Source organism: Pontibacter korlensis (assembly GCF_000973725.1).
GTDB lineage: Bacteria > Bacteroidota > Bacteroidia > Cytophagales > Hymenobacteraceae > Pontibacter > Pontibacter korlensis.
In genome coordinates, this window is record NZ_CP009621.1 from 4,987,935 (window position 1) to 5,001,353 (window position 13,419).

A 13,419-nucleotide genomic window follows, 5' to 3' on the forward strand; every position below is an offset into this window, starting at 1 on the left:
TCTGTTTACACTGTATGAAAATAATTATCTACTGATGGTGTAGGTATAGCCAGCTGGGCTAAGGTTCAACTTCACCACATACTGTCCGTCTGCATCAACACGAACGTTGCCGCCGTCATACTTCAGTTGCGGTCCAGCACCATCCAGGCCTAAGTTTATATCCCACTTGTCGTTTTCTCTAAACTTAAATTCCTTTCCTGCCTGCAGGTTTATAGTGGCTGTCCACTCGTACTTGCCCTTGCTTGCCGAAACCAGTGTCATGTCAGTGTCATTATCCCAACCACCTGGGGTGGCATCTCCAATTATGCCCCAGTTAGACTTCACCAGCTCATAAGTTCCTGCTTTAGGATTAATGCGCAAGCGGTAAAAGCCATCTTCCGGTACAGTGATATTGTCTGCATCTCCGGTATTATCCAACGTGCCTGGAGCTCCTTTCTTAGCGCCATAGCCGCCGTCCCAACCAGTGGTGGTAGGCAGTACCTTCAACCCGTGGCCATCTACTGTAAAGTACCCGAAAACATCATACCATTCTGTTATAATACCATCCTCTTCTTTGGTGTAACGCTTCAACTGGATACCATTGGCTGGCTCCCAACCTGCTACAGAAGAACCGCCCACCAGGAAGTAATTTTGTACAGGAGAAGGCTTGAAATGAATTGGCCTGCTCTTTTCAGTTTGGGCACCATTGCCTGTAGCAACGGCCTTCAGTATATAGTCGCCATTCCAGGATCCGTCTTCCGGAACCTCAATCTCAGTGCTGAACGCAAAGCTGTTGTTTTCATTTACAATCGTTTCTGAGTACACGCTCTCGGAAGGATTGTCTTTATGGGACAGAGAGATTTGCACCTCCTTCATTTGGTTTGCCAGTAGCTTCACTTCAAAGCTTTCACCAAAGTATACCGTATCCGGTGTCTGCGCATCCAGCGACACCACTAGTTCGTCCAGCTCATGACCTACCTCGTCACATGAACTAAACATCAGCATAACACCACTAAGAGATAGCAGCGCCAGCAGTTTGTATAGGATATTTACTCTTTCCATTGTCTAGAAATGATTTTGATTAATAACCAGGGTTCTGCACCAGGTTCGGGTTAGATGCCAGTGCTGTAGCAGGAATCGGGAAGATGCGCTTATACGTCTCACCTGGGTTAGCAGGCTTGAACAGAATCTCATCCTCGAATCTTCCGAAGCGGATCATATCGGTGCGACGGGTCATCTCCAGGGCAAACTCACGGCCTCTTTCGTTGTAGATAGACTGCAACGTTAGGTTAGCGGCTGTGTACCTGAAGTCAGGGTTGCTGTTAGACGCTCTGTCCCGGATCTGATTAACCAGGCTAAGGGCTTCACCGGCTGAACCAAGGGAGCTACCTCTCAGGATCGCCTCAGCTTTCATAAGCAGCACGTCGGCGTAGCGGAAGATTACCACATCATTGTTCGCGTTGTAGTTCACGGCGTTTTCATCTGGCTGGTACTTTACGTTACGCGCTCCCGCCAAACGACCAAGGTCATCCTCGCCGCCAACATCAAAGGCTGGGAAAAAATAAGGGTCCAGCACCACGTTTACACCGTTGTAGATAAGCGGATCGCCGCTGGCGTTATACTGCTGGCCAAATAACCACTGCTGCTTACGTATGTCTTCATCAGCAAACAGGTTGAAGAAGTTAGGGGTGGTCGTCCAGCCATTCCATGGGTTGGTGGTAAGGCCGTATGTATTTCTGTGTGCATAGTGCAGTACTTTGTTGTACAGCAGGTTACCCTTTGCCTTCACTGCATCAAACGGAATGGAGAAGATAGGCTCTCTGTTTTGCGGGCCGTTGTTGGCCTTAAACATATCGAAGTAGTTAGACTCCAGCGCATACTTACCTGAGTTGATAACTGCATCTGTGTGCTCTACCACCTTATCCCACTGTGGCTGCCCTGCATACACCTCTGCATTCAGGTACAGCTTAGCCAACAGTGTGTGGGCCATCCACTTGGTTGGTCTGCCGTAGGTGGTTGGGCTAACTTCCTCCGTCAGGTTCTCCAGGTTCTCCTCCAATTCTGAGGTGATGAAGGCGAATACTTCTGCCCTCGGCATTTGCTTTGGAGCGGCTGCGTTATCATCAAAAGTGGTTACAACCGGTATGTTCCCGAAGGCATCCATCATGTTGAAGTAGTACCACGCACGCATTGTCTTCACCTCGGCAATGGTCTGGCGCTTGTTGTCAGACTCTGGCGCTGTTTCCAATTGCTTCAGTACACGGTTGGCTGTTCCAATGGCGTTAAAGCCCCAGTCCCAGGAGTTGCGCATAAGCTCGTGCGAAGGAGTCCAGGTATGGAAGTGCATGGCTCTCCACTTTCCTCCGTCAAACCAGTCACCTCCGCGGGTAGGCACTACCACTTCGTCTGTACTTGTCTCCTGTAAGTCGTAAAAGTTGTTGTCGAAGAACTTTTGTGCCGCAACATATACTGGTCCGGTTAAGGCTGCATATTGCTCCGGTGTGGTTGGGAAGTTTTTATCTGTATAATCTGAGTATACTTCTTCGTCAAGGTCTGTACAGGAGGAGAATACTCCCATAGTAGCACAGCCTAAAACTACCAGACTTCTTTTTATCAGCGATTTCATACTTGATTCAATTTAAGTAGCGGTTGACTAGAAACTTACATTAACACCCACCAGGAATGATCTTGTTTTAGGGTAGTAATTGCGGTTATCGATACCGGGTGCCAGGCCATCGAGCGATACCTCCGGATCTACACCGGTATAATCCGTAATCACAAACAGATTCTGCCCTGTTACATACACTCTTGCGCTCTTCAGGTATTTCATGCCAGACACGTTAAAGCGGTATCCTAGTGTAGCATAGTCCAGGCGTGCAAAAGAGCCATCCTCCAGCCACCGGCTGGAAGCAACAGGAGCTTCAAAGATGCCGTCTGCCAGTGCTTCTTCAGAAATGTTGAACGAGGTAGCCTGTGTTAATCGGGAAAGATCCGCTCTTGTAGCATTGAAGATCTTGTTGCCATACACCCCTCTCAGGAAGAAGCCTAAATCGAAGCTCTTATAGTTAAAGTTGTTGCTCCAGCCATAGGTAAACTTGGGCAATGCCTGACCTACAATCTGAAAGTCATCTGGGGTACGCAGCTGATCGGCAGTTACCAACTCACCCTGTGGTGTTTGGTAGATGGTCTGCTGTGTATTTTGGTCGTAGCCTATGTACCTGGCCGTGTAGAAAGTTCCTAGGGGTAGGCCTGGCTCAACCAAGCTAACTGATTGGCCTGTCCAGCCATCCAGGTTCAGGTAACCTTCCAGGCGCTGCGTTACATTAAGGTTGTCCACGTTGCTGGACAGAGAACCTACCTCGTTTTTGTTGCGGGCAAAGTTAAGGGTGCTGCTCCAATTAAAGTCGTTACTGCTGATTACCTCACCTGTGAGCATCAGCTCCACTCCTTTATTGCTCATAGTTGCACCGTTGGCAAGCAGCCTGTTAAACTGGTACGGAGGAGTAGGCACGTTATACTCGTACAGCAGGTCATCTGTCTGCTTATCGTAGTACTCCAAAGTACCAGAGATGCGACCATTCAGGAAGGCAAAGTCCAAACCTACGTTAAGCATAGAGGTACTCTCCCACTTCAGGTCTGGGTTAGGGTTCTGGATTACGGAGTAGCTGTTTATAAACTCACCATTGTAGAGGAACTGGTCTTCCTGAGGACCAAACAGCGTGATGGAGCGGTATGGAGGAATATTTTGGTTACCGGATATACCATACCCTACACGCAGTTTTAAATCGCTAAACAGACTCTGTGTTTGCATGAACTCCTCTTCGGCGATTCTCCAGGCTGCTGCGAACGATGGGAACATGGCCCACCTGTTGTTCACGCCAAATTTAGAAGAACCGTCGCGGCGAAGTGTAGCACTCAGGATATATTTTTCGTCAAAGCTATAGTTTACACGTCCAAAGAAAGACACCAGTGTAGACTCCTCTTTTCTTGGAAAGCCCCTAAAGTGCAATGCAGCGTCGCCATTACCGGCAAACAAGTTACCGGCACCTAGTTCATCAGAGGAGAAGTTATCGTTGATGGCTCTGATACCATCGTTTCGCATGGTGTTCTGGTAAGAGTATCCCCCAAGGAGTTTCAGCTCATGTTTGTCTGCAAAGCTTTTGGTATAGTTCAACACAGACTCAAACACTTTGTCTGTGTGCTTCAAACCTTCCCGCTCGGCATAGCCCATACCCAGTGCACGTGGGTCAAAGTCGCTGCGGCTCATGTAGTAACTGCGGTCGTAATTCTCACGCTGTAAGGAGCCGCTCAGGTCCAGCACCAAGCCAGGCAAGATATCAACGCCTACCTTGGCCGAACCCAACATAATGTTACGGTTACGTTCCTCATCGCGCTGGTTTAGCATAGCAACTGGGTTAAAGTAGTTCGTACGGCCTGGCACCTGGAAATAGCCACCGTAACGCTCATACTCTTCACCAGCTTTGGTAACCGGAGAAACAGGCAAGAATCTGGCTGCTCCATTAAAGATGCCATAGTCCACATGGCTGGAGTTTACCATCGTGTTCACCACCGACAGTCCCAGGCGCAACTTGCCCTCAAACATATCCTGGTCTACACCCAAGCGTGCAATAACGCGCTCCAGAGAATTTCTTCTTACTATACCTTCGTTATCAAAGTAATTTATAGAGGCGTTGTACCTGGTAGATTCGGTGCCACCGCTAAAGCCGAGGTTGTGGTTTTGCGAGATGCCGTTACGGTAAATCTCATCCTGCCAGTTCGTACTTGCGCCATCCTCGCTTTCAGCCACTTGCATATCGTTGTCTGCCAGAAACTGGCGGTACTGATCTGCACTAAGTACGTTTATCTTGTTTGCTACTGTCTCCAGAGCTGCATAGCCACTGTAAGAAAGTGTTGGTGCACCAGCCTTGCCTCTTTTGGTTGTTACCATGATAACACCATTAGCCGCCCTCGAACCATAGATCGCAGTAGCCGAGGCATCCTTTAGTACATCCATAGACACAATGTCATCTGGAGCAACCAGATCAATGGAGGCACCCGGTACGCCATCAATTACATAAAACGGGGCAGAGCCGGCTGTTAAAGAAGAGGGGCCTCGCAGCTGAATGGTTGAGCCCGCAGTTGGGTCGCCACTGCTGCGGTTAATCGTAAGGCCAGGTACCTTACCGGCCAAAAGCTGATCCGGGCTGCCCACGACACCATTATTAAACTCCTTTGGAGAAATAGAGGCCACAGAGCCTGTTACATCGCTTTTCTTCTGTGTGCCATAACCAACCACTACCACTTCCTGCAGTGCCTTCGTGTCGGTTTGCAGGGTAACGTTAAAAGTTGACTGATTTCCGACCGCTATCTCCTGCACCTGAAAGCCGATAAAGCTAAACACGAGGGTAGCATTAGCTGGTACAGACAGAGAAAAGTTACCACTCACATCAGTAGAAGTACCACGTGTGGTGCCTTTCACTACTACCGCCACTCCTGGAAGCGGAGAGCCGTTATCATCGGTTACAGTGCCACGTACTGCCTGTTCTTGTACAGCTTTTGTGTTCTTTGCTGGTGTTGATGACGCTGGAGCAGGATTAGAGCTTGCCGCCTTTGTGATGATGTATACATCATTTACCTTTTTATAGGTAAGGCCGTTAGGAAACAGCACATTACTCAGCACCACCTCTACGTTATCTTCTGCCAGCAAGCCGGCAGGAACTGGCAGTTGCAGCTGCTTTGCCACATCAGCTTTATAGGAGTACTGAATGCCATGCTTGCTGCGCAGGTCCTTCAGCACGTCGCTTAGTGACTTATAGGAAGCACTCTGCCCGACGAGGTGCATGCCGGTAGCAAAAGCCACCTTGTCATCGTGTTGATCCTGAGCTGCTCCCGAAAAGTAAAGGAAGCATGCCGCCGTTATCAGGCTGCATGTCCTTGCTCGGTTAGTAGATTTTTTACGCATAGGAATTTAGTTAATGATCAGTTAGAGCTTATAGTGATGTTCTTGTTATGCTTTTGTATCTCCACATTCAGCGTACCTGAAAGAGTAGAGAGAATATGGTTTGGAGTGTTGTTATCCAGGTAGGCTGTAATGCGCTGCTGCATTAGGCTAGAGTCGGTTACTACCACCCTATAACCGTAGCTGTGCTGCAGTATGGCGGAGATTTCTTTTAGGGTCTTATTTTCGAGCGTGAGCTTGGAGCTTTTCCAGGCGTTATAGAGCTCGGGCTGCACCTTCTTCTTAGTAATGACATTGGCAGCAGCTATATCTACCAATTCACCAGGCACCATTTCCACTCTTTGCGTTTTGCCCTGGTGCAGCAAGTTCAGGCTAACTTTACCGCTCTCGAGTATTACCCGCTTTAGGCTATCGCTTTCAAAAACGCTGAATTCTGTACCTAGTACCTCTACCTCCAGCCCACTTGCTGTCTCAACTATAAACTTCTGCTTATTTTGTTTGTGCGTGACAGAGAAGAAAGCCTGCCCTTCCAGTTTCACGATCCTGTCTTTGTCTAAAGCCCACTTGGCTGGTAGTATTAACTTACTGTCGCTGTTTAGTACCACGGATGAGCTATCAGGCAGGCGCAGATGCAGGCGCTCACCAGCCGCAGCTACATAGGTAACTGTAGCCGTACGCTGCTGATACAGGAAGAAACCTGTTACGAGTAGTATAACTGCAGCAGCTGCAGCCCATGTCCAGCCAAACCTGCTGGCGCTTATAGAAATTACCTTTGCCACTTGCCCCTCTTCAGCCTCCCTATTTGCCAGGTAATCCTGTTTGGCGGTGTGAAGGTGCTGCCACACCTCCTCAAGGTCTGCATTTGCATCATGCAGGTTGTCTGCTGACAGGTGAAGGATCATCTCGCGTGCCTCCTGAACAGCCTGCCTGTGCGATGGATGCTTCTCCAGAAACTCCTGCCAAAAAGCATCGCTTTCTGCTGTAGGGTACTGCACCCACTTTATGAAATCTTCGTCGGTAGTAAAGTCAGAGGTCTTATAGTATGATTGCTTCATTCATATGTTAGCTATAGTTCACCCAGGTTAGTGCCTGCTCACTGACATATATAGAAGCATTGTGCTTTTATTATCCCTCGTTTCTTCAATTATTTTATTCCATTATTTGAATATAGATCTACTTAATACATAAAATGGTTATTTTCAGACATATAAAAAGCATTACAAATCCTCAATCACTAAAGAAAAACAAGAGAAGAGGTAGAGATATGAATGAAGATATGAACTGGAGGTGGTAATAGAACGGAACCTAAAAGAGGTGAAAGGGACAAAAGTGGCAGGTTAGCAGTAGTTGTGCTTAAGACATAAAAAAGCGAGCCCGGTAACAATGTTACCGGGCTCGCTTAAATACTATCCAAACTCATGCTGCTTGAGAAAAGCAGCATGAGTTTATTCTAAGGTTATTTACTGCTTGATGAAGACGTAGTCTCCAGTCAGGTCGTTGAAGATAATACGGTAGTTACCAGCAGCAACTGCAATGTTAGGGCTGTTCAGGGAACCACGACCATAAATGTCGCTGCTGTTGTTTCCTGCACCCCAGTTCATGCTCCAGCCTTCTGCAATACGGAACTTCAATTCAGTACTTTGAGCGAAGCTGTAATCCATAGACCACAGGTGCGGGTTAAAGCTGCTCTTTGTCATAGGCGCTATGTCTGCCCAGTCATTAAAGCCACCAATGATACCAATGGAGCTGTAAGTAGGAGCACCAGCTGCATCATATGGAGCTAGTGAGAAAGTCATCTTTCTGATGTCCAGGTTAACAGTATAGTAGCCATTAGCCGGAACATTAAAAGTTCCTGGATCTGCATCGTCCTCAGTAGCACGGAACGCTACTCCTGTTGCTGTGCCATCGCTACCCCACTGTGGCGCCCACTGTCCTGGATTTTGCAGGAACTTCAGTGCACCTGACTCTAAGAAACCAGTATAAGTGAACACAAAAGGATCAGCCTCGCTACGGAACATTGGCATACCGTTCATGGCATCCCAGTTAGAAGCAGTGGCATCACCTACCATATAGATAGTAGCAAACTTTGGCTTATCCAGCCAAGGAGTGATAGATATGGTAACCACATCAGAGTAAGTTGGAGTTTGATTATCCCCTAGCAAAGGGAACAAACGTACAGCTACCTCCCCTTCCTGTCCTGCAGTATATTCCATGCGGTTCATCAGGGCGTTAAGCTCACCATGTGTAAAGGTCCTGCTAAGGTCACTGCCAACCTCTACTTCTTCCGGGCTTTCAAAATTATCGCCTGGCTGGTCAAACTGCAGGATGTAGTTGATTGCTTCGTTATGGGCAACATCTTCGTTAGACCAGTTCAGCTCGTAAGGGTTCCAGGAGAAAGTCACGGCATCTTCGTCGGTCTCGGCTTCGATCAGAACAACCGATGAGGAAGAGGCTGTTAATGTTGGTGTTTCTCCAGTACTTACCGTCACTCTGTCTTCGTCCTTTTCGCAGGAAAACAGAGCCAGTGACAGTAGACTAAGTATAGAGAATTTATTTAGCCAGATTTTCATATAAATACTTTTAAAGTGAAGTTAAGTAGCAGCAGTACTTTACAGCACTGCTGCTCTACTATCATTAATATCCCGGGTTTTGAACCAGATTAGGGTTGGCTATAATGTCGGCTGTAGGTATTGGATAGATGGTGCGGTAGCTTTCTACTGCTCTACCATTACGCACGCCACCTTTCCAGGCCCACAGATACTCGCCGCTTGTAAACAAGCCATAGCGAATCAGGTCTGTTCTGCGGTGACCTTCCCAGCTTAACTCTCTGGCACGCTCGTCAAGTATAAATCTTAACGTTAGCTGGCTCTGCGTAATATTACCAGACTCGCCGTCATAAGCACGCTCACGCAACTCATTTACAAGTTGCAGTGCTGTACCCATGTCTCCACCAGAACCACCACGAAGAACGGCCTCAGCATACATCAGGTACGCATCTGCCAGGCGGAACAAAGGAAAGTCTGTGTCCACAAAAACCTTACCTGGATGGGAGCCAGTTGCGCCAGTCGAAGTTATGTTCTTATACTTTGTGATCGGGTAACCATTAGAGAATGATCCGATTTCGTTTACCTCCAGGCTTTGTCCGTCGGTATGGAACATCGCGCGCTCATCAGGCTCACCAGTTGCACTCGGGAACAGGTTCACGATGGAAGGAGTGGTACGCATACCAGCCCATCCGCCATCGATACCAAAGTCCTCCGGAGCCATCGTACCACCCACTGGGCCATGCACCAGGTAAGTTGTGCCACCGTAGGTCTGCGTTCTGGTACCATCAAAAGCGATAGGGAAAATGATACCCTCTGCTGTATGGTTATCGGCCAGGAACAGACGCTCATACTCCGGCTCAAGGCTAAAGCCAGCATCGATCACCTTCTTGCTGTAAGTTACAGCCTCTGTATATCTAGGCTCTCCAGCGTATACTTCAGCATTTAGGTACAGCTTAGCAAGCAGCATCCAGGCCGCTGCCTGATCAGCACGAGCATATTCGTTCTGGCCAGCCGCTACCAGGTCATCCTCGATATCAAGCAGTTCAGACTCTATGTATCTGAACAACTCTGCTCTCTCGATCTGCTCTGGGAAAAACGCTCCTACCTGATCCTCTTCTGTTACAAATGGCACGTTGCCAAACAGATCCAGGGCATGATAGTAGCTCAGGGCTCTCAGGAACCGTGCTTCTGCACGGTAGATTCTTGCAGTTTCCGCATTGGTGCCCGTAATACCACGATCGCTCAGCTTCGCATCGGTTGTCTCACGGATGAACTCGTTTGTAAGCGACACTTGATAGTAGATACGAGCGAACATGGCCGTGATGAACTGGTTGTTTGGGGTCCAGTCCATATCGTGCAGGTCAGGCAAACCGGCATCGCCCCAACCAATTACAGCCTCGTCGGTTGGTAGCTCCTGCAGCTGCCAGTACTGGCGCAGGTAAGAGGAGAAACCTTCGTCACCACCTGTAATGTCCGGGTCACCGGCAGGACCTTGCTGTCCTGTTAAGGCATAGCCAGCATATACTTTGGCAAGCACTGCCTTGTAGTTGTTAAAGTCTCTGTAAACAGACGCAGACGTTACCTCATAAGGCGGGGTTTGGTCCAGGTCATCCGTACAAGATACTGTTGAGAAGCCTATCAAGCCTGAAAGGATCAGACTAGCTATATATTTCGTCTTCATTGTTGCTTACTCTATTATTGAAAATCAAGATTTACACCCAGAGACAAGATTCTTGGTCTTGGGTAGAAGTTATTATCGATACCTCCTGTTACCTCAGGATCCAGACCAGAGTACTTCGTGATAACGAACACGTTCTGGCCGGTTGCAGTAAGACGAAGATTTACTCTGTCGTTCAGGATGCTACCAACATTGTAACCTAAGTTTAGGTTGTCCATGCGCAGGAATGAAGCGTTCTCTACAAAGTAGTCGGAATACGCGCGATTCGGGTCGTTCAGACCCAGGAAACCAAACTCATTGATAGAGCTAGGGATCGTTAACAGGTATTCCTCCCAGTCGATGTTGTTGTAGAAAGCGTTGGCTTTGATGTTGTTGTAGGCATAGTTGCCAATAGAACCACGCAGTACAAAGCCCAGGCTCCACTTGTTATAGTTCAGCTGTGAGTTGAACCCAAGAAAAACTCTTGGCTCAGGGTTCTTATAGCGGTACAAGTCCTGGTCAGTGATGACACCATCTCCGCTCAGGTCTGCATACATGCCCTCGATTGGTCTACCGTTGGTATCGTATACCTGCTTATAAACATAGTATGAGAAGGTTGGGTAACCTACTGTGTGTACTTGAATGGTGTTACCTACACCACCACCAATACCACCTACAGGTATACCTACTGCATCTTCATCCTCTACTCTGCTAAGGCTGGTGATTTCATTCACGTTGTACGTACCGTTCACACCTAGATCCCAGCTAAAGTTATCTCTGTCGATGGCTCTGAAGTTAAGTACTGCTTCAACACCCTGGTTTTCGATGCTACCAACGTTGGTATACAGACGGTTTGTAAGGTTAGAACCAGCTGGTACCGGTATAACCGCTAACAGATCTTCAGTTCTCTTAAAGTAGTAGTCTAAGCTACCGTTGATTCTGTTATTCAGGAAGCCAAAGTCGAGACCAGCGTTATAGGTTTTTGTTTCCTCCCATTTGATGTTCTCATCGTAGCCTTGTGGGCGAAGCGTACGATAAAACTCATCGCCTAACTGGTAATTAGCCTCTGAGTTACTGTACACATACCTAGGCAGGTAAGGGTAGAACCCACCGATATCCTGCTGGCCAGTTACACCATAGCCTACTCTCAGCTTCAGGTCGGTAATAGCTGTAACATTCTGCAGGAATGGCTCCTCAATAATTCTCCAGGCAAAAGCCAGCGCCGGGAATGTACCCCAACGGTTGTCCGGGCTGAAGCGAGAAGAACCGTCTCTACGCAAAGTAGCTGTTACAATGTAACGGTCTTTGAAAGTATAGTTCAAACGACCAAAGAAAGAAACCAGCACGTTGTTTGTCTCAATTGGGTTAGGGGCACGTGTAATCGTGTCACCGGCCAGGTTAAGAGTTGCAAACGGTGGAATCTGGTTTCTGAACTTCTGGTAAGAGTAACCTGCTGTGAAGTCTACACGACTGTTTAGATCATCGTACTCCTTTGCATAGTTCAGGTAGAAGTCTAACAGGTTGTTTGATTTCTCCTGTGAGTACTGCGAGAAGCTACCACCCTGCGTATATACAGAGGCCAAAGTACCTGGCAGCGTTACAGAGCCTTCGCTTTTAGACACATCGTAGCCCAGGTTCAGATTTGCTCTCAGGGCTGGGAAGAAGTGCAGCTTGTAGTCTAACTGAATGTTACCGATGCTTCTTCGAACCTCACTCTGGTCATCTGTCTGCTCCAGTGTGCTCAGAGGGTTACGTGGCGCCAGCGTGTTAACCTCCCCGCTGCTACGCACCCACTCAAAGTAGCCACCAAATCTGTTTTCTGTCGGGTCGTAAGGCGACTGTGTTGGGTCGAAAGAAACAGCAGATCCGATTACACCCTCATTAGCAAACTGATGCTCCGAGCTCACGCCCTTCACGTTCAGGTTTACCTTCAGGTGGTCATCGAAGAAGGTTGGGTTCAGGCTTACCGCACCTGTGGCACGCTTCATTTCTGAAGTTAGCAGTATACCCTCCTGGTCCAGATAACCAACGGACACACGGTATGGGATGCTCTTCACAGATCCGCTCACGCTCAGGTTATGATCGTGGCTAACTGCATCGCGGAAGATCAAATCCTGCCAGTCTGTATTGGCATCTCCAAGAAGAGCTCTGTTCTCCTCTGTTGCATATTGGTTTACCACTGAACGGTACTCATCGCCAGTCAGCACGTCTACCTTATCACGCAGCTGAGACACAGATGCCAGAGAGCTAAGGCTTACTCTAAGCTTATCTCCTGCTTTGCCTTTTTTAGTTGTGATGATAATTACACCGTTAGATGCTCTGGAACCATAGATCGCAGTAGCAGAAGCATCCTTAAGGATATTGAAAGACTCGATATCGTTCGGGTTGATCAGTGACAGCGGGTTAGCTGAACCGGAAACACTGCTGTTGTCTACCGGCACACCATCGATAACGATAAGCGGATCGTTGCTGGCGTTCAGGGATGATCCACCACGAATACGGATTCTGCTACCCGAACCCGGTGCACCACCATTCGAAGAAATCTGCACACCTGCTACCTTACCAGAAATTAACTGCTCTGGCGTAGTTATGTTACCTTGCTGGAAGTCTTCTTCCGATACAGAAGTTACAGAGCCGGTAACGTCGCTTTTACGCTGTGTGCCGTAACCTACAACCACTACCTCCTGCAGGGCTTTGGTGTCCTGGCCCAGAGTTACATTGATCGTCGTTTGGTTTCCTACTGGCACCTCCTGAGAAGCATAGCCAATGTAAGAAAACACCAAAACAGCGCCGGTTTGTGGTACTGATAGTGTAAAGTTACCGTTCAGATCGGTAGAAGTACCACGTGTTGTACCACGCACTACCACCGTTACACCTGGTAAGCCAACACCAGAATCATCGGTTACTTTACCAGTAACAGTGACATTGGTTTGGCTACTGGTATTGCTCCAGTTGCTTGCTGCCAATTCCGTCTGCACACCAGAAGCAAAAGCATTCTGACCTGTGCCGGGTAAGAAAAGGCAACCAAGCGCAGTAGAAAGGCCAATAGCCCTTATTCTACGGGTATATTTGTTTTGCATAAAACTACTTTATATTAATAATAGGTATAGTGTTAAAGTTTTTTGCCGGATAATCCGGGCAGTTTATGTTTCTGAGTCTTGGGCACTTTGTTTATGCCTTTCTCCTGTTAAGTAGTCTGTGATTCTGATTGCCTTACATAGGGCTATCTCTTATCTGAGCCTTGTTGTACCATCTTTAACAGACAGGCTTCGTACTTT

At 48.0% G+C, this 13,419-nt stretch carries 7 protein-coding genes; all 7 read right to left on the bottom strand.

What is annotated here, in order from left to right; translation table 11 throughout:
• Positions 1–24: 24 nt before the first annotated feature.
• The 7 genes from PKOR_RS23810 to PKOR_RS21410 all read right to left on the bottom strand — a co-directional run bounded on the left by PKOR_RS23810 (position 25) and on the right by PKOR_RS21410 (position 13,221).
• Positions 25–1,041: a cadherin repeat domain-containing protein gene (locus PKOR_RS23810; RefSeq protein ID WP_052739009.1), complete on the bottom strand. Its 1,017-nt coding sequence runs from the start codon at positions 1,039–1,041 to the stop codon at positions 25–27.
• A 19-nt stretch (positions 1,042–1,060) separates the two neighbouring features.
• Positions 1,061–2,605 carry a RagB/SusD family nutrient uptake outer membrane protein gene (locus PKOR_RS21385; protein WP_046313399.1) on the bottom strand — a complete coding sequence of 515 codons (1,545 nt, stop codon included), beginning with the start codon at positions 2,603–2,605 and terminating at the stop codon, positions 1,061–1,063.
• Positions 2,606–2,632: 27 nt separating this feature from the next.
• Complete coding sequence (locus tag PKOR_RS21390; RefSeq protein ID WP_052739010.1) at positions 2,633–5,941, bottom strand: SusC/RagA family TonB-linked outer membrane protein; 3,309 nt, start codon at positions 5,939–5,941, stop codon at positions 2,633–2,635.
• Positions 5,942–5,958: 17 nt separating this feature from the next.
• Complete coding sequence (locus tag PKOR_RS21395; protein ID WP_046313402.1) at positions 5,959–6,993, bottom strand: FecR family protein; 1,035 nt, start codon at positions 6,991–6,993, stop codon at positions 5,959–5,961.
• Positions 6,994–7,398: 405 nt separating this feature from the next.
• Positions 7,399–8,508, bottom strand: a complete 1,110-nt coding sequence (locus PKOR_RS23815; protein WP_052739011.1) for a SusE domain-containing protein — start codon at positions 8,506–8,508, stop codon at positions 7,399–7,401.
• Positions 8,509–8,572: 64 nt separating this feature from the next.
• A complete protein-coding gene (locus PKOR_RS21405; protein WP_046313404.1) occupies positions 8,573–10,165 on the bottom strand; it encodes a RagB/SusD family nutrient uptake outer membrane protein in 1,593 nt (530 codons plus the stop codon).
• Positions 10,166–10,179: 14 nt separating this feature from the next.
• The gene (locus tag PKOR_RS21410; protein ID WP_052739012.1) at positions 10,180–13,221 is read right to left on the bottom strand and encodes a SusC/RagA family TonB-linked outer membrane protein; all 3,042 of its coding nucleotides are present in this window, start codon (positions 13,219–13,221) and stop codon (positions 10,180–10,182) included.
• Between the last annotated feature and the right edge of the window lie 198 nt (positions 13,222–13,419).